We start from the raw sequence: 23,302 nt of genomic DNA, 5'->3' as shown, positions 1-23,302 counted from the left end.
AGTTCAGGATTTGCTTATTCTGCGCTTGTGGACTGATCGATGTGCATAAGTGGCTTGCATAAGTGGCTTGCATTAGCGCTGACCGACCGTCAAGTTCGAAGCGTACAACATGGCTGGATTCATAAGGCAGTGCCGTCTAAACAAAACGCATACCGATCGCGCCCAGCGCGCCATAGTCCACATGGAACGTGTCGCCCGCAAAGGCCTTGACGGGTGCGGTGAACGAGCCGGCGAGAATCACGTCGCCTGCGCGCAGCGACTCATCGTATGGAGCGATCTTGTTGGCAAGCCACGCAACACCGGTTGCCGGATGATTCAGCACGGCGGCTGCCAGACCGCTTTCTTCTATCGCGCCATTCTTGTAGAGCAACGCGCCGACCCAGCGCAAATCCACGTCGAGCGGGCGCACGGGTCGGCCGCCCAAGACAATGGCTGCATTCGCCGCGAAGTCCGAGATGGTGTCATAGACCTTGCGCGGCGCATTGGTTTCTCGATCGAACTGCTCGATCCGTGCATCGATGATCTCGAGCGCAGGCGACACATAAGCGGTCGCATCGAGCACATCGAATAGCGTGACACCAGGGCCCCTCAGCGGCTTGTTCAATATGAACGCGAGTTCGACCTCGACGCGCGGAGCGATGAATCTGTCGGCGCGAATGTCCTGCCCGCTTTCGATGAACATGCTGTCCATCAGCGGGGCGTAGTCGGGTTCGTCGATCTGTGATGCACGCTGCATGGCGCGTGACGTGAGCCCTATCTTGCGGCCCTTGACGACCTGTCCTTCCGCAAGCTTGAGTTTGAGCCATTCGCTCTGGATCGCGTAGCCGTCGTCAACGGTCATCTCCGGATAAGAACGGGAAAAATGGCGCAACTGGGTCCGGGTCTTTTCAGCGTTATCGAGCTGCAACGCAAGATCGTAAATGGTCTTCTGGTCTAGCATGGCCGTCATCCGAGTTAGCCGCTCAAGTCTTGAGGCGAGCGTGGAGATTATTGTGTTTCCATGTGCCCGTTTCGCTGAACTCGTTGATCTCCATCGACAGCGCCAAGCCGATTGTCGCGAACTCATCGGCGAAATGTTCCTTGATGACGTTGAAGAGGGCGTCACCCGCAGCCTGTCGAACTTGCGGAGACCGTCCCATGGCGATCTTGAGGTTGGCGTGCAAAAAGGCGGCGTCGGGCCGGCCGTCGGCGACACAGTATTCGTGGCACCGCAGCGCGCGCACGCGGATACCGCCGAGCGGGAAAACCCGTTGCTCGCCATCGCGCTGGGCGTCCAGGCAGTGAGCCAGCTTGTTGCACAGCTCACCGATGTGTCCTTCAGCGGCAAGGTTGGCGCTGTATTCGAGTGTCAGGTGGGGCATGGTTATCTCCTCATCGCTCATTCACACGGGCAGCGGCGTAACCGGGAAAATGGCGTTGATCTGGCCGGTTCCCGAACTGCCGAAATAGGGCGTCACGACCTCGGCCGTGCCTTCATAACGGTCCCAGCCCAGCGCGCCCAATAGCATGGCGGTGTCATGCATGCCGCCTTCGCCCCAGCATTTTTCGTTGTAGAGCGGCAGCATTTCGCAGAACGTCGCCCAGTCGCCACGTTCCCACAACTCGACTACCTTGCGGTCCATTTGCTCGAGAAACGGGCTCCAGACCTTGTGCATGAATTGCTCGGCTGTGCCGTTGTTTGCGAAGTGGTGGCTAAGCGATCCGCTCGCGAGGATGGCGACGGTCCCGTCGTAGCGTTCCTCTATGGCCCGGCGCACTGCAAGGCCGAAACGCGCGCTGGTTGCGAGGTCGTGCCACATGCACCAGCCCGCAACGGAGACGGTCTTGAAATGCTGGTCAGCGTTCATATAGCGCATGGGGACCAGCGTGCCGTACTCGAGCTCGAGCGTGGTGTCGCTATGGGCCCGGCTCTTGACACCCATTCCGTTGGCCACCTCCGCAATGAGATGGCCGAGGCTCGTGTTGCCGGGGTAGGCGTAGGGCATGTTCTTGATGAAGTGGGGCAGTTCGTTGCTGGTGTACACGCCTTCGAAGCGAGAATTGCAGTTGATGTGATATTCGCTGTTCACGAGCCAGTGGACGTCGAATACCACGATGGTGTCGACCTCCAGTTCACGGCAACGCCTGCCAATCTCATGATGCCCGTCGATAGCGCTCTGACGGCATCCTTTATGCGGACCGTCGAGTTCAGACAAATACATCGACGGCACGTGCGTGACTTTTGCCGCCAGCGCGAGCTTGCCCATCGCGGCCTCCTATTTTGATGGCGCGAGCGCCGGGCTAAAGACCCCAGCGCGGGATGTGATGCGATCCAAGCGACACGCAGATATTCTTCGGTTCGAGAAAAACGTCGTAGCTCCACGTTCCGCCTTCACGCCCCACGCCCGAGGCCTTGGTGCCTCCAAACGGCTGCCGCAGATCGCGCACGTTCTGGCTGTTGACGAAACACATGCCCGCTTCAACTGCTGCCGCCACGCGGTGTGCGCGGCCCGTGTTTTCGGTCCAGATATAACTCGATAGCCCGTACGAGATATCGTTCGCGAGTTGAATGGCGTGGGCTTCGTCGTCGAAGGGAATCAGGCAGGCGACCGGGCCGAAGATTTCCTCTTGCGCGATCCGCATGCGGTTGTCGACGTCCACGAACACGGTGGGCGAGACATAATTGCCTTTTCTCAGCGACGCCGGCAGATCGGGTGTTTCCAGCCCGCCGCACGCAAGCGTGGCGCCTTCCTTGGGCCCCAGTTCTATGTAGCTACGGACCTTGGCGAGATGGGCCTGACTGATCATCGGACCAATGACCGTGTTTTCGTCAAGCGGGTTGCCAACCACAAGCCGCTTCGCGCGCTCTATAAAACGTTCGGCAAACATGGCGTAGATAGAGCGCTGCACCAGGATCCGCGACCCGGCCGTGCAGCGCTCGCCGTTGTTGGAAAAGATCATGAAGACAGCGGCGTCCAGCGCGCGTTCGAAGTCGGCATCGTCGAAAATAACGAACGGTGACTTGCCGCCGAGTTCCATCGAAAACTTCTTCAGGCCGGCGGTTTGAACGATCCGGTTTCCCGTTGCCGTCGAGCCGGTAAAGGAGACCGCACGCACGTCGGGATGGGCCACAAGCGGCTCACCTGTCTCCTTTCCGAACCCGTGTACCACGTTCAAAACGCCTCCGGGAATACCGGCTTCCAGCGCAAGGTTGCCGAGCATCGATGCCGTCAGCGGCGACAGTTCGCTCATCTTGAGCACGGCCGTGTTGCCGAACGCGAGGCACGGCGCCACCTTCCATGTAGCGGTCATGAACGGCACGTTCCAGGGCGAAATCAGCGCACAGACGCCTACGGGATGGAACAACGTGTAGTTCAGGTGCGAACTGGTCGGATACGTGTGGCCGTCGACTCGCGTGCACATTTCGGCGAAGTAACTGAAGTTGTCAGCCGCGCGCGGAACCAGTTGTTTGCGGGTTTGCGAGATCGTCTGGCCCGTGTCATTTGTTTCCGTCGCAGAGATTTCCGGCACGTTCTTCGTGATCAATTCGCCGAGTCTCGCGATCAGTTTTGCGCGCTCAGCCGCAGGCTTGCCGGCCCATGCAGGAAAGGCTTCTTTCGCGGCGCGAACGGCTGAATCGATTTCTTCAGGCGTGCCTCGTGCGACCTCAGCCAGGATCTCCTGGTTCGCGGGATTCACCGTGTCGAAATAGTCGCGCGCGGCGTGCGGCCGGCCGTTGATCAGATGCTCGATTCGCATGATGGTGTTCCCCTGGTCGGTCAAACGCGCCCGAAGTCGGCGTCAGACGCGATGACATTGAGAAGCCGGCCGAGACCTTCAATCTCGCACACGACTTCGTCGCCCGCATTGACGTTCACTACACCCTCGGGTGTCCCGGTGAGGATGATGTCGCCGGGTGCGAGCGTCATGAAGCTGCTCAGATATTCGATCAGCGCTGGTATGCCGGTGACCAGATCGCGCGTGTTGCCCCGCTGCTGCAGCGTGCCGTTGACGGTGGTGCGCAATTCCAGTTGGGCGACATCGGCGACATCCTTGGCATCGACGAACCAGGGTCCCAGCACCGTTCCCCCATCGCGATTTTTTACGCGAAGGTTAGGGCGATAGTAGTTCTCGAGGTAGTCGCGAATCGCGTAGTCATTGGCGATCGTATAACCGGCAACGTAATCGAACGCTGCTTCGCGCCGGACGCTCTTTGCTGCGCGCCCGATCACTACCGCAAGCTCGCATTCGTAGTGCATGAAAGCGACGTTGGCGGGACGGCGTGTCACCCCGCGATGGCCGATGACCGACCCCGGCCCTTTGAGAAAAACGAGCGGCTCTTCCTGGCTGGAAAACTGCAGTTCCTTCGCATGTTCGGCGTAGTTAAGGCCCAGGGCGAAGATCGTGCCGGGTTCGATCGGCGGCAGCCAGACGACCTCGTGCTCTTGCCTGACGCGTCCGTCAGCCAGGCGAACTCCATCGCCATCAGGGTAGGCCTCGTGGATTGCACCTGCGTACGCCACGCGTCCGCGCTTCATGGCTGTCCTCCATCGCATGTGTCATCGCCGATGAATGACACGCACAAAGGTGCCCACGATCCGATGGAAAGCGTGGCTTCATCGCCCGCGTGCGCCACCGGTGAGCCGTGCGGTACGCCTAGCGTGAGCACATCGCCGGCGCTCAGCGTCATGAACTCGGTCACATCGGTAATGAGCTTCGCGACGCTGCGCACTGAGGACGCCGTGCTGGCAACGAACGAGGGTTGGCCCGCTATCTTCACTGTGATTGTCAGGTTGTCGGGGTCCGCAACGTAATGCCGCGCGACTACCGTAGGGCCGATCACGCAGAATTTGTCGCGTGCGCGAAAACGTACCGACGGCCGGTAGACGCTTGCATGCGGCACGCTGATGTCGGCCACGACGGTGTAACCGGCCACGTAGTCAAACGCATGGTCGATCCCCACGTGGGTCGCCGTGCGTCCGATCACGATGCCGAGCGACGCACCCACTTCAACGCCCGCTGCATCGTTCGGGATCTCGACACGCGCACGATGCCCCGCGAGCGTATTGCGGGGTTTGAGATAGAGGACCGGTGAGTTCGGCGGCCTTTTATACGGCGCAGTGTGCATGGTATCGCCGAGGGCGAGCAGGGCGGCGCGGTCGTTGAGCAAGGTTCCATAGACTGCGCCCGTGACCGGTGCGCGGCACCTTGCATTCGGCGATAGCATGGCGAGAACCTGTTGGGCGTCGACGTCGCGCGGCAGCGGCTCACCCTCTATATGGATCAGGTAGTCAGCAAGTGCAAACATAGTCCCTGTTCTCTCGGATAAAACACTAACATGTGAGTATTGTGCTGCTTGATATGATTGGGGGTCAATAAATTCCCGTGTGTTCCTGGGTTTTCCCTAGGCGTTTCCTAGGTGCTTCCTGGGTGCTTCCCTAGCCCGGCCGCTCGTACTTTTATCCGTCGCCATGTCCGCAAAAGCCACTACCCGAAAGCTTCATCGAAACCTGCCGATGCTGTTGCTGCGCGCACGAGAAAAGATGATGGAACGGTTCCGGCCGCTGCTCACGGCGAACGGGCTGACTGAACAACAATGGCGCGTGATTCGCGCGCTTACTGAAAACGGCCCAATGGAGCCACGGCAGATCTCCGACATCTGCACCATCTCCAGCCCGAGCATGGCGGGCGTGCTGGCGCGAATGGAGGCCCTGGAGCTCATTACGAAGGAGCGTTTCGCCGATGACCAGCGCAGGATTCTGGTGTCATTGACGAAGAAAAGCGTTTGTCTTGTCCGCGTGATCTCGAAGGATCTCGAGGCGCGATATCGGGAGCTGGAGCGCACGGTAGGGCCGGAAGTGGTCGCGCGCGTGTACAGCGCGATTGACGATTTGCTGGCGGGTCTTGAATAACCCGTATAACCAGCGAGTTTGCATGCCGGGATTTGTTGATTCCCGCATTGCGCCTGTCGTTTGAAAGCTTTCAGCGCGCTTGTCATTTAATCGCGCCCTTTTTTGAGCGGCCCGGCACTAAATCGAGCGGACAATGGCGAGGTACATGCTATTACCGAACAATTCGATCTTCCGCAACCTTCCCGGCGAGGTGCAATATCGCGGGTTTCCAGGCAACGGAGAGAGGGTCTAAATCACTTTAAATTGAAAATGTGCATTTTTTTGTAACCTGGTTAAGCGTTTAATGCCGGCGTGGACATTTTCCAGAAATATGCTGGCCTGCAACAACTTGATTTTTCGCGTTATGACCGGGTGAATGTAACGCCTGCAAAAGCCCGTGTTTCAAGCCGCTTCCCGTCATATCGACCGATTGGCATGTGATATATCGCATCCCATCCGAAATCCGGCCGCCGCATTTGAATTTGTTAAGAAGCGTTAAAACATGCTGATGCAACCAATCCACCGTTCGGCATTTACACCGTCCCCCGGCAGATCGCTATAAGGTGAAACACCCTTTCGTATTATTTTATTTGATAATCCGGAATTCCAAAGGTAGTATGTTTCGAACCGAGAGAACCGCGCTGCACGTTATTCAGACCCGTTATATAAAGAGAGGGTTCACACGATGAAGCCAAGACTTATTTTGTCCGCGCTCACCGGCGTCCTGCTTTCTGCGCAGGTCATGCCTGTCGCAAACGCCGCTGTTTATTCAAACGGCACCAACACCACCACGTTTAACGTCACGCTCACATTGCAGGCGAATTGCACGATCTCGGCCACACCGCTGAGCTTCGGAACGAATGGCGTGCTGGCCACCGCGATCAACCAGCAAACTACGCTCGCGGTCACCTGCACGAACACTACGCCGTACAACGTCGGACTCGACGGCGGCAATGTGGCGAGTTCGAGCGTTACCGCCCGGTTGCTGGCCGGTACGGCCACGGGAAACACCGGCACCACCGTAGGCTTCCAGTTGTATCAGGACGCCGGGCACACCACGGTATGGGGCACCACCCAAGGCACGAATACCGTGGCTGGAACGGGCACCGGGTCCTCGCAGTCGCTCACGGTTTATGGCCAGGTGCCCGCGCAGGCCACGCCGAAACCGGATCTCTACCAAACCACCGTCACTGCAACGGTTTATTTTTGATCGCCACCGGCAGTCTCATGGTCAGGCGCTCGAAGCTGCTTGCGTTTCTGCTGTGCGTGGTAACGCTGAGCGCACAGGCGGCGACGCTGCAAATCTCTCCCGTGATGGTAGATCTCCAGTCGAGCGAAAGCGCGACCGGTATCACGCTCCGGAACCCGGGCGACCGACCGCTCTATGGTCAGGTGAGGGTGTATCGCTGGGACCAGTCGAACCGCGATGAAACGCTGACGCCAACGCAGGAGCTGGTCGCGAGCCCGCCGTTGATCCAGATCGCCGCACAGGCCGATCAACTCGTCCGGCTGGTGCGCACGACGCCGGCTCCGGTCGCGGCCGAGCAGAGCTACCGGATCCTTATCGACGAACTGCCTGCGCCGAATACCGCGCCTACCAGCGGCGTGATGATCCGCCTGCGTTATTCCGTGCCGGTGTTCGTGGAACCGGCCGGCAAGGCGGCGCAACCGGTGCTTTCCTGGCACCTCGATCGTGACGGCCAGGGCTGGGTCCTGCGTGTCGACAACGCTGGCCGGAGGCGTGCGCAGATCGCCGCCGTTCAACTGGTGGACAGCGCGGGCAAGGTCTATGAGATCAACAAGGGATTGCTCGGCTATGCGCTGGCCGGGCGTACGCGCCTGTGGACCGTGCCGTTGCCGGCCGACGCCGACATGAGCGGCTCCGTGAAGGTGCGGGCCGCGGTCAACTCGCTGCCGGCCGAAGCTGTCGTCACGGTTGGGCAGCCGGGCTAGGCGGCATGATTTCATCGCTTCGTGACTACGTACGTCGCTGCCTGCCTGCGCGGTGCCGGACGTTGACATGATGCGTCCCAATTCAATCGATGAGAATCCGACGACGGTCAACACGTCATCTGTACGGCCTCCGCATCGCGCTAGCCGCCACGGGGATAATCGCCGTCCTTGCCTGCATGCAGGTGTACGCACCAGCGGTGTACGCACAAGCGCCGCCGCTTCCTCCGCCCGCGAGCGCAAACCTGCCACATGATGTGTACCTCGAAGTGGAACTCAACGGCCAGCGTACCTCGGTGATCGCACAGTTTCGTGAGCTGAACGGGCGCCTTGCCGCGACCGGCAAAGACCTGGGCAACCTCGGGCTTGCCGTGGACCGGCTCGGCATTGCGGACGCGGCCGACGTGCAACTGGACTCCATTCCCGGACTTCACTACACCTACGACGCTGCGCGCCAGACGGTGTCCTTGCAGGTTCCGGACACCATCCGCAAGCCCTATACCTTCGATACCCGAGCACAGGTCAAGACGCCTCCGGCGACTTCGTCGCGCGGGTTGCTGATCAACTACGACGCGTACGCGCAAAGCAACACGGACTCGCAGCTCGCGATCTGGAGCGAGGAGCGCTACTTCGATCCCACCGGTGTATTCAGCAATACCGGCATCATGTACTTGTATCGTAACGATCGCCGTTATACGCGTTACGACACATCGTGGAGCATGTCCGACCCCGTTGCATTGAATACCACGCAGTTCGGCGACACCATTTCTTCGTCGCTCGCGTGGTCGCGCTCGGTGCGAATCGGCGGCTTCCAGTGGCGCAGCAATTTCGCGTTGCGCCCGGACCTGGTGACGTTCCCCGTGCCCGCGTTCGCGGGGTCGGCGGTGGTGCCTTCGTCGGTGGACCTTTATATCAACAGTGTCCGGCAGTACAGCGGCAACGTGCCGAGCGGGCCGTTCATCGTCAACAATGTGCCGGGCATTACCGGGGGCGGCCAGGCCACCGTCATTACGCGCGACGCGCTGGGCCGCTCGGTCGCAACGTCGCTGCCGCTGTATGTGGATACGCGCCTGCTTGCCCCCGGACTATCCAGCTATTCGTTCGAGGCGGGTTTCCTGCGCCGTTCATACGGACTGGATTCGTTCGACTACGATCCGCGCCCGGCGCTCAGCGGATCGGCTCGATACGGCGTCAATGACCTGCTGACGGTCGAGGCACACACGGAGGCCACCAGCGGGGTCTACAACGCCGGTGGCGGGGCGCTGGTGCGGCTTGGCATGGCGGGTGTGGTCAATGGCTCGCTGTCGGCCAGCGCGGGGCGTCTGGCCGGCACGCAGGCAAGCCTGGGTTATGAACTGGTCGAACCGCATTTTTCCATCGATGCCCAGACCATTCGCGCGTTCGGCAACTATGGAGACCTCGCCGCCCGCGACGGTACGCCCGTCCCGAGCGCGACCGATCGCGTGACGCTGGCGCTGCCGCTCTTTGCCAGTCAGACCTTCTCGGTGAGCTATATCGGCTTCAAGTTTCCACAGGCGCAACCGTCGCAGATCGGCTCGGCGTCGTACACGGTGAACTTCGGCAACCTGGCGTCGCTGAATTTCAGCGCCTACAAGGACTTCAAGCAGCACGATTCGCGCGGTGTGTTCCTGAGCGTGAGCTTCGGCCTCGGCAACAACACGTCCGTCAACGCAAACGTTGGCAGGCAGAACGGGCAGTCGAACTACAACGTCAACGCCACCCGTCCGCCCGATTACGACGGCGGCTGGGGTTGGGGCGTGCAGGCCGGCGACGCGGGCTCCGCGCCGTATCGTCAGGCCCAGGTGCAGTATCTCGGCAAGGGCGGCGAGGTCACGGTCGTCGGGCAGGATATCAACGGGCAGGGCACCGCGTCGCTCGATGTCACCGGCACCGTGGTGCTCATGGACGGCAGCGTGCAGCCGTCGCGGCGCATCTACGACGGCTTCGCGCTGGTGTCGACCGATGGCGTGGCCGGGATTCCCGTGCTGCATGAAAACCGCGTGATCGGCGTGACCGATCGCGGCGGCCATTTTCTCGTGCCCGACCTCAACGCGTATCAGGACAACCAGGTGGGTATCGACGGCATGAAGTTGCCCGCCGATGCGCGCATTGACACGACCTCGCTGCAGCTCGTGCCGCAGGCGCAGTCGGGCGTGCTGGCGCGTTTCGGGGTCACGCGTTATAGCGCTGCTTCGGTGATCCTGCAGGGACCCGACGGCAAGTTGTTGCCAGCGGGGGCGGCGGTTCATCACGAGGAAAGCGGCAAGGATACGATCGTCGGCTACGACGGGCTCACCTTCGTCGAGGGTCTGCAGCCCGACAATCATTTAGTTATCGAAAGTGGTTCGCTGTACTGCAAAGTGGAGTTCGCCTTCGAGCGGCCGGGCGATGGCTCGCTGCCGACAATCGGCCCGTTGACCTGTCGTCCAACTGCCGTGAAAGTGCGATGAGACGGATCGTCTTTCTGATGTTAGTCGTGGCTTTGGCGCTGGGTGTGCCGGAGCGTGCGAGCGCGCAGAGTTGCACGGCGGTTGCATCGGCGATCAGTTTCGGTTCGGTAAGTCCGATCAGCGGCGCTGCTGTCGCTACGACCGGCAGCGTTAGTGTGACGTGCACGTGGCCCGCTATCACGCTGGTACCGAACGCTCAGGTGTGCCTGAACCTGGGCGGCACCAGTCCGCGCTCGCTGACGAACGGTACCAACCTGTTGCAGTACGACTTGTATCAGGACGCCGGGCACTCGCTGGCATGGGGGTCGATCTACTCCGGCACCACGCCGATATCGCTCACGCTGGTCAAGCCTGCACTTGGCACGAGCGTGACCCAGGCCGTGCCGATCTACGGACAGATCACTGCGAACCAGCCGACGGTGCCGACTATTGGCAACGCCAGCACGCTGTACAACCAGACTTTTGGCGGCAGCCAGACGTCGATCAATGCAGGGTTTTATCTGCTGGGAGCACCGACCTGCGCGTCGCTGACCGCTTCAGAAGGCACCTTTCCATTCAGTGCAACCGCCACGGTGGTGAACAACTGCAACATCAGCGCGACGAACCTCAATTTCGGGGCCACCGGCTTGCTGAGCAGCGCGCTGAAGGCGACCGCTTCGATCACCGCGCAATGTACCAATGGCGACGCGTATCAGATTGCGCTGAACGGCGGCACGACCGCCAATGTGGCGGCGCGGCAAATGACGCGCTCGGGGGGAGGCGGTGCGGTCAACTACCAACTCTATGTCGATTCAGGGTTGACCACGACTTGGGGCGACGGAACCGGCGGCACTACTCAGGCGACCGGCACGGGCACCGGTAATTCGCAAGTGCTGACAGTGTATGGCGAGGTGCCCGCGCAAACCACGCCCGCGCCGGGCATTTATACGGACACGATTACCGCCACGATCAGCTTTTGAAACCGCATGGCGGTAGCCAAGGCTTGCTCGAACGGATACCTAGAAGTCCACCATCCACACTTTGGATTGCTTGCTGACGCGAGTGGCGGACTGTTCCGTAGATGCGGGTTGGACGGGATCGAGAGTGACGAACGTGATGTCATAAGGCTGGCCATGCAGGCACGATACGCTGGGCTTTGCGACGACCGCGGCCTCGGTGCCCGACTGGATCACACAGCTTTCCTGCACCAGCAGGCTGACCGATAGCGTAGTCAGTTCCGTGGGCGAGACATCCGATGCAAACACGCCCAGCATGATGGCGGTGAGCGCGAATATTTTATTTTTTTGCCACATAGGGAAGTGGAGTGATGATGTCGTTGGTGCGTAAATGTCCTGGTTGCGGCATGCCGGAAGGTGCCCGAATTCACCCTCCTGAACCGCTCTCTAATGCTATCGGCACCTGGGCGCGAGACTTTAGCGACAGTCCGCGGAATAAGCCTTCCCCGAATGGTCGCGGCGACCGTTTGACTTCGCTTTAAGCTGTGGAACCAGACGTCTCTCTCGTTCCTGAACTTGCAGCACGCAGAGATAAGTATCGAAAGACCGTGGTTTTATCGGCTCAGCTATAGTCGCGGCTTGACCACCCGTCAACCTATTGATCCGACGCCGGAGTTCCATGAGCCTGTCACTCAGAAGCGTTCGCTATTTCATCGCTGTCGCTGAAGCCGAATCGGTGACGGGCGCGACCCAGTCGCTCAACATCTCGCAATCGGTCATCACCGACGCCATCAAGGGACTCGAGACTGAAGTCGGCGCGCAGCTCTTCGTGCGCCACGCCCGCGGCATGGTCCTCACGCATGCGGGGCACCAGTTCCTGCGCCATGCGCATCAGATCCTCGCTGCGGTGCGCAATGCGCAGCAGGCCATGTCGTCGCGACCGGACACCATGACCGGGCGGTTGAACATTGGCGTCACGACCATGATGACGGGCTACTTCCTGCCGTACCTGCTCGATCACTTTCGCCGTGTGTTCCCGAAGGTAGAGGTCAACGTGATCGAGGACCAGCGCGACTACATAGAACATCTGCTGGTCAATGGTGAACTCGACGTGGCCGTGCTGATCGTGTCGAACATAGAGAACACGCAGGCGATTGAAACCGAGTCGCTGATCACGGCCGCCTGGCGTTTATGGCTACCGGCTAATCATGCATTGCGCGGGCTCGGCAGCATCTCCCTGCGTGAAATTGCCGACGAAGCGATGATCATGCTCAAGGTCGATGAGCTCGAGGACAACACCAATACTTACTGGCGTGCATCCGGGTTCAAGCCGAACGTGGTGATGCGTACGGCATCCGTGGAGGCGGTGCGCAGTCTTGTTGCCACGGGTGCGGGTTTGTCTATTCTCCCTGATGTTCTTTACCGCCCGTGGTCGCTCGATGGTGACCGGCTCGAGGTGCGCAACATCATGGAAGAAATGCCGAAGATCGATATTGGCATTGCATGGCGCCGCGGGCTCACGCAGTCGGAGACAGCCCAGAACTTTCTTGTCGTCGCGCGTGAACATACGCGCGGGCATGCCAAAATTTCTATCTGAATTTCCGATATCACGATGGCTGCGTTCTGTTTTGTGGAGACCTCAGTGGTATACGGAGAGCCTGATTCTGCGCGGTCCGTTTGGGCGCCATAGACCCCTAGGCGCGGCTCGCCGGTAGTGACCGATGGCAATAGTGGCTCCAGGACCGCTGCATCCTGCTTGTTTCCCTTTAGCCGCTCCAGCAGCAGTACGCCTTAAAACCGAGTGAATACGCCTCCCGTTCGGAATCGTCGATAGCTCCTATCTGTGATGCAGGCTGGCGGCCAAATAAAACGCAACCCTAAAATCCGTGAATGCCTCGTAGTTCCCGCAGAGCACGCTTGAACATCGCAGCAGTGAAGGCGCGGCGTTCTTCTTCCAACAAGAGAGAGACAGACATATGGAACAGACCCTGCAAACCAGCCTTCTGATCGGCGGCGAATTCGTCTCCGGCGCGGGGAATGTGGAGGACGTCCTGAACCCCGCGACGGGCGACATCATCGTGCGGATAGCCGAAGCATCGCTGGATCAGGTTCAGGCGGCCGTCGCCGCTGCGAGCCGTGCGTTTCCCGCGTGGGCGAAGACCGTGCCGAAGGATCGCGCGAACCTGCTGCTCAAACTCGCCGATGCCATCGAGGCACGGGCAACCGAATTCGCGCGGCTCGAGTCGCTCAATTGCGGCAAGCCTTATCTCGGTGCGCTTAACGACGAGATCCCCGCGGTGGCGGACGTGTTCCGCTTTTTTGCGGGTGCTTGCCGCACGCAACATGGACAGCTTGCGGGTGAATATTTGCCGGGCTACACGAGCATGGTGCGGCGCGATCCGCTGGGTGTGGTGGCATCGATCGCACCCTGGAACTATCCGTTGATGATGGCCGCGTGGAAGATCGCGCCGGCGGTGGCGGCGGGTAACACGGTTGTCCTCAAGCCGTCTGAACAGACGCCGCTCACCACACTCAAGCTTGCTGAACTCGTGGCCGCGATCTTCCCGCCCGGGGTGATCAACGTCGTGACCGGGCGCGGCGACACGGTCGGCGCACCGCTGATCGCGCAGCCTGACGTGCGCATGATTTCAATTACCGGCGATGTATCGACAGGGCAGAAGATTCTTGAAGCGGCGTCGCGCACGGTCAAGCGCACGCATCTGGAACTGGGCGGCAAGGCGCCGGTGATCGTATTCGACGACGCCGATCTGGAGCAGGTCGTCGCAGGCCTGCGCACGTTCGGCTACTACAACGCGGGACAGGACTGCACGGCCGCGTGCCGCGTGTATGCGGGCCCGAAGATCTACGAGAAGCTGGTGGCCGACCTCTCCAACGCGGTGAGCACGATCCGCGTAGGTGAGCAGCATATGGACGGCGTGGAGATGGGGCCGCTGATCTCCGAGCGCCAGAGAAGCCGCGTGGCGAGCTTCGTGGAGCGGGCGGCGAGCCAAGGTCATATTGAAGTCACCGCAGGCGGCAAGGCAGGCGCATCGCGTGGATTTTTCTACGAGCCGACCGTGATCGCGGGCGCGCTGCAGACCGACGAGATCGTGCGGCGCGAGGTGTTCGGGCCGGTGGTGTCCGTCACCCGCTTCGACGATACGGCCCAGGCTATTGCATGGGCCAACGACTCCGACTTCGGGCTCGCGAGTTCCGTATGGACGGGCGACGTAAGCCGCGCGTTCAAGGTAGCTGCCGAGCTGCACTACGGCTGCACCTGGATCAACACTCATTTCATGCTCGTGAGCGAAATGCCGCATGGCGGCATGAAGCGCTCAGGTTATGGCAAGGACATGTCGATGTACGCGCTCGAGGACTACACCTGCGCGCGCCATGTGATGGCGAAGTTCGAGTAGCGAACCTGCTTAAAGGCTCGCCGAAGGCTCGCAGCGATCCGCTTGTGGAAGATGGTTGTTTTCTTGCGTTCCAGCCGGTCCCGTTCTTAGCCCAGTTGCTAGCCGGCCTTCTTGTCCCTTAGCTGTCCCTTCGCCGTTCTTCAACCCTTTGAAGTCAAACCGAGCAAGAGGAAACACATGGAACCAGTCAATCTGCCCGACGCGCCCGCCGCGCTGGACCACGACGCCCGGCAACTCAAGAGCATGGGTTATACCCAGGAACTTGCGCGCCGCATGAGCGGCTTCTCGAACTTCGCCATATCGTTCTCGATCATTTGTATTCTGGCCGGGGGCATTACCGCGTTTCCGCAGGCATTGAGCGCGGCGGGCGGTGCGTCTATCGGTATCGGCTGGCCGGTCGGCGCGCTCTTTGCGATGGTCGTTGCGGCTTCAATGGCGCAGATCGCGTCGTCTTATCCGACTGCCGGTGGCCTGTATCACTGGAGCTCAATTCTTGGCAACAAGGGCTGGGGCTGGGCGACTGCATGGTTCAACCTGCTCGGGTTGATCTTCGTGGTGGCATCGGTGAATTTCGGCGTCTACGATCCGTTCTTCAAGACGCTGATCGCGCCGCTGTTCGGCATCAATCCCGACTCGCTCACGTTCTGGCACCAGACCGCGTTCATCGCTGCGGTGACGCTGACTCAGGCGTGGCTCAACCATAGCGGTATCCGGATCACGACGATCCTGACCGATCTCTCGGGCTATTTGATCTTCGCGATCGCACTGCTTTTGACGCTGGCACTGCTCGGGTTTTCGAAGACGCCGTTCGACTTCGGGCGGCTGATCGACTTCAGCAACTTCACTGGTTTCGACGGCGGCGCGTGGCCCAAGCAAGGCATGCTGGCGGCGTTCCTGTCGGGTCTTTTGCTGACCATCTACACCATCACCGGTTTCGATGCCTCCGCTCACACCTCGGAGGAAACCCACGATGCCGCGCGCAACGTGCCGAGGGGCATGCTGCGGGCGGTGCTCTGGTCGGCGTTGTTCGGCTACATCATGGTCTGCGCATTCCTGCTCGTGATGCCGGACATCAAGGAAGGCGTGAAGCAGGGCGGCGGGTTCTTCAATGCGCTGCTCAGCACGCTGCCGGCGTGGCTGCGCGTGTCGCTGGGCATCGGTATCTTCCTGTCGAACTATTTGTGCGGTCTCGCTTGCCTCACGTCATGTTCACGGATGATGTATGCGTTCGCGCGCGACGGTGGACTGCCTGCATCGACCTGGCTCAAGAAGGTCAACAATACTCATCGCACGCCGGGCGCCGCGATCTGGGTGTCGGCAATCCTGGCGATTGGAGCAACGTTATACGGCGATGCGTTCGCGGTGCTCTCGACGGGCAGCGCGGTGTTCTTATACGTCTCTTATGTGATGCCGGTTGCAGCCGGGTTGAACGCTGAAGGCAAGACATGGGTGCGCAAGGGGCCGTTCAACCTGGGCGTGTGGTCGAAGCCCATTGCGATGCTGGCGGTGCTCGGCGGGGCGGTGCTTGTTTATGTCGGGATTCAGCCGCCGAACGAGAAGGTGCTCTACATCAGCTTGTTGCTTATCGCGATCATGGCCGTGTTCTGGTATGGCCTTGGCGTGAGGACGCGGTTCGCAGGACCGCCAGAGGTCAAGAACGAGATGAAGGCGGAAGCCGACGTTGTCAATACTTGATAGGCATGCTGATTAACGAGTTTGATTGACGGTGCGGGCAAGGGAAGCCGTTGATCCGCGCGTGCCGGGCCCGGTTCGACTAGAGGACCGAGCGTCCATCGAACGCAACAGGCGGTTCGTCCGCGTGTTCTTGCCGGGTGCGCAGCCAGTCGGCAATCGCCTTGCTCGTCCAGACGGGATCGTCGTGAGGCAGGTCGTGGCCGGCCCACACATGCATTGCATGCGCAGTACCCCATTGGGCCGCTATGCGCGTGGAGCAGACCGGATCGACCAACCGGTCCGCCCTCGATGAAAGCAGCAGCGTAGGGCAAGCGGGCGCGTGCTTGTCGGCGCGAAAGCGCGCTGCCGCCCACAGCTGGCGCAGACCGTTCGCCGCGCTCACTCCGGCACTTTGCCTGATCGCAGCCCAAGCGGCGATGTCGGCGGACTGGGTGTCCAGCCGGTTGCACGTCAGGTCGTGGATGATCGTTTCGCACTTCAAGGCATCCGCCCATGCAGCAGCGACGCGCATGAGAGCAGGCCAAATTTCGGGTCGAAGACGCTCGTTCATGGCGCTGTACGGCCGCATGCTGGTGTTGATCAGCACCAGCCGTTCGACCTCGTCCGGATAGCGCTGCGCCCAGCTGGTCGCGACCATGCCGCCCAGCGACATGGCAACCAGCCGATACGGCGGCAACAGCCCAGACTCGGCCGCACGCGAGCGGACGAACTTCACCATGTCCGCCACGTTGAGCGGGGCGCTCAGCGCATTCTCGCGGCCGTTCCCGGGCAGATCGAGCATCGCAATGTTGTTTGCACTGCCGTTGAAATCCATCTCAACGCGCAGTTGTTCGGGAAACGATCCCCAGTGGCGACCCTCGCGCGTGAGTCCGCGCAACAAGATCCACGTGCTCATTGTGAGGATTTGCGCTGCCAGTGTTCCATGGCGCGCTCGAGGATCTGTTTTCTTACGTCGCCCTTGGGGAGCCATCTATTCGATGCAAACGCCGCGCGGGTCAGGAAGTCCAGGAAGTTGGCGTGACGGCGCAAGACCCGTTCAACCCGATGCGCCTTGACCGGGTTGAACATACCGAGGCGGGAAAAAATCTGGCTGGGGTTTTTCCTGATCCAGCGCCAGGAGCCCAGTTCCAGCGTCATCGGCAGGAACACGTTGGGCGCGGGTGTCTGGTCATACGCGCAGTCCCAGAGGTCGCCGTGAAGCAGGTATTGATGGCTTTGCGGTTCAAACGCATAACCGTGATGCGGATACGCCTGTTCGAACATGGTCTTGAGCTGGTACATCTCGGGGAGATGGGGCATTTGCTGTTTGGTTCGCGCATAGGGGAACCAGATGCTGTCGCCCCAGCCGTAACCTGAATGACAGTCAAGTGCAAGGCTCAGCGGGCGTGTCATCAACTCCTGCTTCACGACATCGAGCAAGGCAGCGCTCTCGAGTTCCAGAGAACCCTGGAGCGGACCGCGATACCAGGGCAACCACGAACCAATACGCTGGCCGCCCGCAAGGAAGGGGACGCGTCCTTCAGCGCTTTGAGGGGCATTGCGCATCAGGTCGACGCCGTTCGGATTCGAGCGGGTCTGTGCCCACATGCCACCCGGATTCACGATGGGCATGAAAACCAGGCGTATCGAGCGCAATTGTTCGTGCAGCAGTTCGTCCCATTCGAGACGCCGCAGCAGCGCGCGCATGTAATCGAGGATCAGCTGTGTACCAATGCGCTCCAGGCCGTGCACGCCGCCAAAAAAGCCAATGGCGGGCGCTTTGGGATCGTTCGATCCGATCGCCGCGGTAAGAATGGGGAAGGAGTGTCCGCCGGCGCGTACTTCGCCCACCGTGCGTGATTCGAAGCGCGCGCAACCGGCCGCCAGGATGGCATTGAGGTCATCGAACTCCGCAAAGCTTGCGGAGGCTATGCTTAATGGTCTCATACCCGCGGCCTGTTTTTCGATGCGTCTTCAGGCGGCCGGAAACACTATTGGCCGCCTAAAAGATGCTTGGGGTAGCTCAGGACTTGCCTGGCCTTCCTGTTTTGACTGTCTCTACAGCGGCGACAGCCGCAGTGAGTTGCTCTATGTTAGCGCGCTCAAGTATGAGCAAACCTGCCCGCAAGAGCTCGCCTTTTTTGACGTGCACGCCATTGGCGAGGCATTTTTGCTTCAGCAGGCCGATTTTGTCGTAATCGGACTTGGGCATCGTAAAGCTGTCACGGACGACCTTCTCTTTTTTCGGCCGTTTGACTTTCTCTTCGGCGGCGACGGACTCGACGGGCGCCGCTTTAGCCTTCGATTTAGCAGGCACCTGGACTGCCTTGCCTTCGCTTTCCTTTGCCGCCTCGACCGCTGCTTTGGCGATTGCCTTGCGTTTGCTTACTGCCGGCTCGGCAGCAGCCGTTTCCGCAGTCTTGGGGAAATGAAAAGCCTTCTTGCTAGGGGCCTTCGTAGCGGGTCCGGGCATGGAGTCTCCAAATGAGTAAAGGTATAAACAGTATATACGCTTTTTGAGACAGCCCGCGCGAGGGTTTTCGAGGGGCGGTTCTATATGCGGTTTGGCTGGGTTCGCGCCGGTGGGGTACGTGATTTGCCAGTGCGACCCAAGCGTCAACTTCAGTGCCGGCCTTAGCGGACGGCGATCACGAACAGTCGTGGAAAGGGCAGCAGCACCGTTCCGTCCGGGAACGCAGGATAAGCCAGCGCAACCGCTGTCTTATAACGCTCCAGGAACGCCAGTCGTTCATCTTCAGTAAGCGGTTCCAGAAACGGCCGCAGACCACTTCCCTTGAACCACTCGACGACCGCGTCCGCGCCACCCGCCAGTGCATGATGGTAAGTAGTCCGCCAGACATCGGGCTTCGCGCCGCAGGAGCGAAGCAGTTCGAAATACCATGCTGGACTGGCCATCGGTGTCCGGGCTTTCGTGACCTCGGACAGTTTGCTCGCCCAAGGGCCGTCGGCCGCGACTTCACGCATCAGCCGATGCGCCGGCTCTTCCAGGTTGTCCGGCATCTGAACCGCGAGACTGCCGCCAGGTGAAAGCTTTGCGACGAGTGCGGGAAACAGGCTGGCGTGATCGGGCAACCACTGGAACACCGCGTTGGCGAGGATCACATCGAACGGGCCGGGGGCGTTCCATGTCTTGATATCGGCTATCTCGAAGTGAACTTGCGGCAGCCGCTTGCGGGCTGCTTCGATCATGTCCGGCGAGCTATCGAATCCGCTCGCTATAGCGGTGGGAAAGCGCGCCATGAGCGCTTCGGTGGAATTGCCGGGACCACATCCTATGTCCACGACCGTGCGCGCGTCGATGTCCGGAACGGCAGCGAGCAGATCGTGTATGGGACGATTACGCTCGTTTTCAAAGGTTACATACTGCTTGGCAGACCAGCTCATTGTGTAAGGCCTCAATAGATGAATGACAGCGCAATGCGGTTTTGACGGGTTTTATAGGCCGGAAACCGCAGGCGTGAATGTTCAAGCTTCTACGCGATGCGACTAAGGTACAGCATGAGTGCAACCGGTCGCAGGTTCTGACCTGGTGAGCATGCGTTGCCGGTTGTGAGGATTGCAAGCTGCCGCGCGTATTCGGGCGGGTCACGCTCCAGGCGCTGCGGCTTACATTCTGAAAGCAAGCACTCCGTACTACGCTGCCGACTCATGCAGAACGTTCAGTGCGGACCCTGCGCGGAACCACTGCAACTGAGGGGCGCTATACGAGTGCTTGAGCCACACGGTTTCACGGCGTCCATCCGCGTGGTTGATACGGCACTCGACCGGTTCTGCCGGTGCCAGACGGTCAAGCCCGACTAAGTCGATCCGGTCATCGGCCAGGATCCGGTCGTAGTCATCTGAATCGACGAATGTCAGTGCAAGCAGACCTTGCTTCTTCAGGTTCGACTCATGAATGCGCGCGAAGCTGCGGGCGACTACCGCTGCACCACCCAGAAGCCGTGGTGACAACGCTGCATGCTCGCGGCTGCTGCCTTCGCCGTAATTCGCATCACCGATCACCACCCATGGTTGCGCTGCCGCCCGATATTGACGGGCCGCTTGCGCAGGCGTGAGACCACTTTCGCCCGTGATTACATTCGTCGTCTTGCCGATTTCGCCCGTATAAGCGTTGGTCGCCCCGTTGAGCAGGTTGTCGCTGAATTTATCCAGATGTCCACGAAAGCGCAGCCATGGACCGGCGGGCGAGATGTGGTCGGTCGTCGTCTTGCCGCGGGTTTTCAGCACGACCGGCATGCCGGTGAAATCACGCCCATCCCATGCTGCCCACGGCTTCATCAACTGGATGCGCTCGCTGGCCGGGTCGACGCTCAGCGTGATATCGCGACCGTCCGCGGGCGGCGCGACGTAGGTCGTGCGACCGGGCGCGAAGCGGGTCGGTGGTACTTCGGGCGCGGGCTTTGGCGCCGTGAGCATGAACGGCTTGCCGTCCGCGCCGGTGAGCGAGTCCGTGGCCGGATTGAACGACAGCCGGCCTGCCAGCGCGAGCGCCGTCACTATTTCCGGACTGGCGATCAGGTTCATGGTTGCCGGCGAGCCGTCATTGCGGCGCGGAAAGTTACGGTTATATGACGTGACGATGGCATTCGGCGTAGCCGTCACGCGCGGGTCGCGATGCCACTGGCCGATGCAAGGACCACACGCGTTTGCGAGCACAGTGCCGCCGAGCGCTTCGAGTTCGTCGAGCTGACCATCGCGTGCAATCGTCGCTCGGACCTGTTCCGAACCCGGTGTCACGAGGAACGGGACGACTGCCTTCAACCCATGCGCGCGAGCTTGCGCGGCGACATCGGCGGCGCGGCTCATGTCCTCGTAAGACGAGTTCGTGCAGCTGCCGATGAGCGCGGCGGAAATGGCTTCGGGAATCGTGTTGCCAGCGCTTTTAAGTTCGCCCGCGAGTTGCGAGAGCGGTCGTGCACGATCGGGCGAATGTGGTCCGACAATGTACGGTTCCAGCGCAGACAGGTCGATGCGGATCACGCGATCGTAGTAGCGCTCCGGGTTGGCTTCCACGGCTGCATCCGGTTCGAACAAAGCAGACGTGTATTGCCTGATCAACGGCGCGAGGTCGCCACGGCCCGTTGCGTTCAGGTACGTGAGCATGTGTTCATCGGCCGGGAACATGGACGTTGTTGCGCCGAGTTCCGCGCCCATGTTGGTGATGGTGGCCTTGCCAGTTGCGCTGATGGTGCGCGCGCCAGGGCCGATGTATTCGACGATCGCGTTGGTCGCGCCGGACACCGTGAGCTGGCCTGCCACGTTGAGGATGACGTCCTTGGGCGCGGTCCAGCCGTTCAAGGCGCCGGTCAGGTATACGGCAATATGCTTTGGATAAAGCACTTCCCACGGCAAGCCGGCGATGGTCTCTACGGCATCCGCGCCGCCGACACCCACCGCGCACGCGCCCAGTCCTCCCGCATTCGGCGTGTGCGAATCAGTGCCGATGATCAACGCGCCCGGGAATGCGTAGTTTTCCAGAACAACCTGGTGGATGATGCCGGCGCCCGGTTCCCAGAAGCCCGCGCCGTATTTGGCTGCGGCGCTGCGCAGGAAATCGTAGACCTCGCTGTTTTCCAGCACCGATACCCGCAGGTCCGAAGCGCCGTCAACACGCGCCTGGATCAAGTGGTCGCAGTGGATGCTGGTCGGGACGGCCACGCGTTCGCGCAGCGTTTGCATGAACTGCAGCATGCCGGTTTGCCCGAGCACGTCCTGGAACACGACCCGGTCGGGGCGTAGTTTCAGGTAGCTGCTGCCGGGAATGAGTTCCTGATCGTCGGGGTTGTCGAGATGACCGAGCAGTACTTTGTCGGCGAGCGTGAGCGGCTTGTCGAGACGGCGGCGTACGATCTCGAGTTTGCGCGCCATCTCGGGATAGAGGCGCGTGGCCATTGCAACGGGGGAGTCGTCGAGAGCTGACATGGTGGTTTCCTCTGCGGGAAGGGGTGTGGGGTGCCGCCAGTTTGCGCATTGCCGATCTCTGCGTAAAATGAATTTATTATTCCGATTGGTTCATTTTTCTTATGAAAATCGACATCCTTGGCGTTCAGGCTTTTGTTGCCATCGCCGATAAAGGCAGCTTTCAGAATGCTGCCGACTCATTGCATGTCACGCAGACGGCGATTACGCAGCGCTTGCGCAAGCTAGAAGACTTTCTTGGCGTGACGCTGGTGGAGCGGACGACGCGTTCTATTGCGCTCAGTCTGATCGGTCGGGATTTCCTGCCGCAAGCGCGGCGTTTGCTGGAGGAGTTGGGGGACGCGCTCCTGGAGATACGCGAGACGGGTAAGGCCGAGCGTGGAGATGTATCGATTGCATGCGTGCCCACGGTCGGGGTTCAGTATTTGCCGCGCATCATGCAGGAGTATTCGGCGCGGTATCCGAATAACCGGATCAAGATCCTGGATCACGCGTCGTCGGCGGTGGCCGATGCGGTGCTACGCCGGGAAGCGGAGTTTGGTATCAATATCGCGGGCGCGCATCATCCTGAACTCATGACGATGCCGCTGCTTGAAGACCAGTATGTTTTGATCTGTCACGAGGATCATCCGTTGGCTAAGCGCAAGCGGGTGGCGTGGAAGCAATTGCTCCCGTATCCGCTGATATTCGCGGGACAGGTCAGCGGCAATCGTGCTTTGCTGGATACGGCGCTGGGCGCTAATGGGCTGGGGTTGCAGTCGTTCTACGAAGTGCAGCGGAGTTCGACCGCGGTCGGTCTGGTGGCCGAGCGTATTGCTGCGGCAGTGGTCCCGCGGCTTGCGGTGCAAAAAGGCGCGTATCCGAATATCCGCACGATTGAACTCGTGGATCCGGTGGTGTCACGTGCGCTGGTGCTGGTGGTTCGAAAGACTGCGCGGCTGTCGCCGGCCGCGCAAGCGCTTTTTGACATGATCAAGGGGAGGGGCGCTCGCGCCGGTGGACGGGGTTGAACGGGTGGTGGGTTCTAGCTGTCTCTTATACACATC

Annotated in this window: 21 protein-coding genes; 9 read left to right on the top strand and 12 right to left on the bottom strand. The window is 60.6% G+C overall.

Features of this window, described 5'->3' with window-relative positions; translation table 11 throughout:
* Positions 1 to 136 precede the first annotated feature (136 nt).
* From hpaH to FH08_RS0126085, 6 genes are read right to left on the bottom strand one after another with little or no spacing between them, the layout of a single operon-like run.
* Positions 137 to 940, bottom strand: a complete 804-nt coding sequence (gene hpaH, locus FH08_RS0126110; RefSeq protein ID WP_031361193.1) for a 2-oxo-hept-4-ene-1,7-dioate hydratase — start codon at positions 938 to 940, stop codon at positions 137 to 139.
* A gap of 22 nt (positions 941 to 962) precedes the next feature.
* Positions 963 to 1,361: a 5-carboxymethyl-2-hydroxymuconate Delta-isomerase gene (locus FH08_RS0126105; RefSeq protein WP_031361192.1), complete on the bottom strand. Its 399-nt coding sequence runs from the start codon at positions 1,359 to 1,361 to the stop codon at positions 963 to 965.
* A gap of 21 nt (positions 1,362 to 1,382) precedes the next feature.
* Positions 1,383 to 2,246 carry a 3,4-dihydroxyphenylacetate 2,3-dioxygenase gene (hpaD, locus tag FH08_RS0126100; protein ID WP_031361191.1) on the bottom strand — a complete coding sequence of 288 codons (864 nt, stop codon included), beginning with the start codon at positions 2,244 to 2,246 and terminating at the stop codon, positions 1,383 to 1,385.
* Positions 2,247 to 2,280: 34 nt separating this feature from the next.
* Positions 2,281 to 3,738: a 5-carboxymethyl-2-hydroxymuconate semialdehyde dehydrogenase gene (gene hpaE, locus FH08_RS0126095; protein WP_031361190.1), complete on the bottom strand. Its 1,458-nt coding sequence runs from the start codon at positions 3,736 to 3,738 to the stop codon at positions 2,281 to 2,283.
* A gap of 20 nt (positions 3,739 to 3,758) precedes the next feature.
* Positions 3,759 to 4,517, bottom strand: coding sequence for a fumarylacetoacetate hydrolase family protein (locus FH08_RS0126090; RefSeq protein ID WP_031361189.1), 759 nt, complete (start codon positions 4,515 to 4,517; stop codon positions 3,759 to 3,761).
* Positions 4,514 to 5,287 carry a fumarylacetoacetate hydrolase family protein gene (locus FH08_RS0126085; protein ID WP_031361188.1) on the bottom strand — a complete coding sequence of 258 codons (774 nt, stop codon included), beginning with the start codon at positions 5,285 to 5,287 and terminating at the stop codon, positions 4,514 to 4,516. The genes FH08_RS0126090 and FH08_RS0126085 overlap by 4 nt, the downstream gene beginning before the upstream one ends.
* A 208-nt stretch (positions 5,288 to 5,495) precedes the next feature.
* On the opposite strand from FH08_RS0126085, the gene hpaR reads away from it, so the two are divergent.
* The 5 genes from hpaR to FH08_RS0126060 all read left to right on the top strand — a co-directional run bounded on the left by hpaR (position 5,496) and on the right by FH08_RS0126060 (position 11,250).
* Complete coding sequence (hpaR, locus tag FH08_RS0126080; protein ID WP_035567174.1) at positions 5,496 to 5,891, top strand: homoprotocatechuate degradation operon regulator HpaR; 396 nt, start codon at positions 5,496 to 5,498, stop codon at positions 5,889 to 5,891.
* 664 nt (positions 5,892 to 6,555) lie between these two features.
* Entirely contained in the window at positions 6,556 to 7,080 is a 525-nt protein-coding gene (locus tag FH08_RS0126075; RefSeq protein WP_051888548.1) for a spore coat U domain-containing protein, read from the top strand.
* Positions 7,081 to 7,097: 17 nt separating this feature from the next.
* On the top strand, positions 7,098 to 7,823 hold the full coding sequence (locus FH08_RS0126070; protein WP_031361185.1) for a molecular chaperone: 726 nt from the start codon (positions 7,098 to 7,100) through the stop codon (positions 7,821 to 7,823).
* A gap of 176 nt (positions 7,824 to 7,999) precedes the next feature.
* Complete coding sequence (locus FH08_RS0126065; RefSeq protein WP_051888546.1) at positions 8,000 to 10,291, top strand: fimbria/pilus outer membrane usher protein; 2,292 nt, start codon at positions 8,000 to 8,002, stop codon at positions 10,289 to 10,291.
* Positions 10,288 to 11,250, top strand: a complete 963-nt coding sequence (locus FH08_RS0126060) for a spore coat U domain-containing protein (protein WP_051888544.1) — start codon at positions 10,288 to 10,290, stop codon at positions 11,248 to 11,250. Before FH08_RS0126065 ends, FH08_RS0126060 begins: the two co-directional genes overlap by 4 nt.
* A gap of 39 nt (positions 11,251 to 11,289) precedes the next feature.
* On the opposite strand, the gene FH08_RS0126055 is transcribed toward FH08_RS0126060, so the two are convergent.
* Positions 11,290 to 11,583, bottom strand: coding sequence for a hypothetical protein (locus FH08_RS0126055; RefSeq protein WP_031361182.1), 294 nt, complete (start codon positions 11,581 to 11,583; stop codon positions 11,290 to 11,292).
* A 322-nt stretch (positions 11,584 to 11,905) separates the two neighbouring features.
* On the opposite strand from FH08_RS0126055, the gene FH08_RS0126050 reads away from it, so the two are divergent.
* The 3 genes from FH08_RS0126050 to FH08_RS0126040 all read left to right on the top strand — a co-directional run bounded on the left by FH08_RS0126050 (position 11,906) and on the right by FH08_RS0126040 (position 16,337).
* Positions 11,906 to 12,823, top strand: a complete 918-nt coding sequence (locus FH08_RS0126050) for a LysR substrate-binding domain-containing protein (protein WP_031361181.1) — start codon at positions 11,906 to 11,908, stop codon at positions 12,821 to 12,823.
* Positions 12,824 to 13,202: 379 nt separating this feature from the next.
* On the top strand, positions 13,203 to 14,642 hold the full coding sequence (locus tag FH08_RS0126045; RefSeq protein WP_031361180.1) for a gamma-aminobutyraldehyde dehydrogenase: 1,440 nt from the start codon (positions 13,203 to 13,205) through the stop codon (positions 14,640 to 14,642).
* Positions 14,643 to 14,819: 177 nt separating this feature from the next.
* On the top strand, positions 14,820 to 16,337 hold the full coding sequence (locus tag FH08_RS0126040) for an amino acid permease (RefSeq protein WP_035567171.1): 1,518 nt from the start codon (positions 14,820 to 14,822) through the stop codon (positions 16,335 to 16,337).
* 79 nt (positions 16,338 to 16,416) lie between these two features.
* On the opposite strand, the gene FH08_RS0126035 is transcribed toward FH08_RS0126040, so the two are convergent.
* From FH08_RS0126035 to FH08_RS0126015, 5 genes are all read right to left on the bottom strand, one after another.
* Complete coding sequence (locus FH08_RS0126035; protein WP_051888543.1) at positions 16,417 to 17,232, bottom strand: alpha/beta fold hydrolase; 816 nt, start codon at positions 17,230 to 17,232, stop codon at positions 16,417 to 16,419.
* Positions 17,229 to 18,263 carry a M14 family zinc carboxypeptidase gene (locus FH08_RS0126030; protein WP_031361177.1) on the bottom strand — a complete coding sequence of 345 codons (1,035 nt, stop codon included), beginning with the start codon at positions 18,261 to 18,263 and terminating at the stop codon, positions 17,229 to 17,231. Before FH08_RS0126030 ends, FH08_RS0126035 begins: the two co-directional genes overlap by 4 nt.
* Before the next feature lie 76 nt (positions 18,264 to 18,339).
* Positions 18,340 to 18,789 (bottom strand): hypothetical protein, encoded by a 450-nt coding sequence (locus FH08_RS0126025; RefSeq protein ID WP_031361176.1) that lies wholly within the window; start codon positions 18,787 to 18,789, stop codon positions 18,340 to 18,342.
* A 161-nt stretch (positions 18,790 to 18,950) separates the two neighbouring features.
* Positions 18,951 to 19,721 carry a trans-aconitate 2-methyltransferase gene (tam, locus tag FH08_RS0126020; protein ID WP_031361175.1) on the bottom strand — a complete coding sequence of 257 codons (771 nt, stop codon included), beginning with the start codon at positions 19,719 to 19,721 and terminating at the stop codon, positions 18,951 to 18,953.
* Positions 19,722 to 19,970: 249 nt separating this feature from the next.
* Positions 19,971 to 22,259, bottom strand: a complete 2,289-nt coding sequence (locus FH08_RS0126015; RefSeq protein WP_031361174.1) for an aconitate hydratase — start codon at positions 22,257 to 22,259, stop codon at positions 19,971 to 19,973.
* Between the two features lie 101 nt (positions 22,260 to 22,360).
* Between FH08_RS0126015 and FH08_RS0126010 the strand changes: the two genes are divergently transcribed.
* The gene (locus tag FH08_RS0126010) at positions 22,361 to 23,266 is read left to right on the top strand and encodes a LysR family transcriptional regulator (RefSeq protein ID WP_031361173.1); all 906 of its coding nucleotides are present in this window, start codon (positions 22,361 to 22,363) and stop codon (positions 23,264 to 23,266) included.
* Positions 23,267 to 23,302 lie beyond the last annotated feature (36 nt).

It is taken from the genome of Caballeronia sordidicola (assembly GCF_000729995.1).
GTDB lineage: Bacteria > Pseudomonadota > Gammaproteobacteria > Burkholderiales > Burkholderiaceae > Caballeronia > Caballeronia sordidicola_A.
The sequence above is the reverse complement of the archived record's forward strand: the minus strand, read 5'-3'. Positions and strand labels throughout refer to the sequence as shown.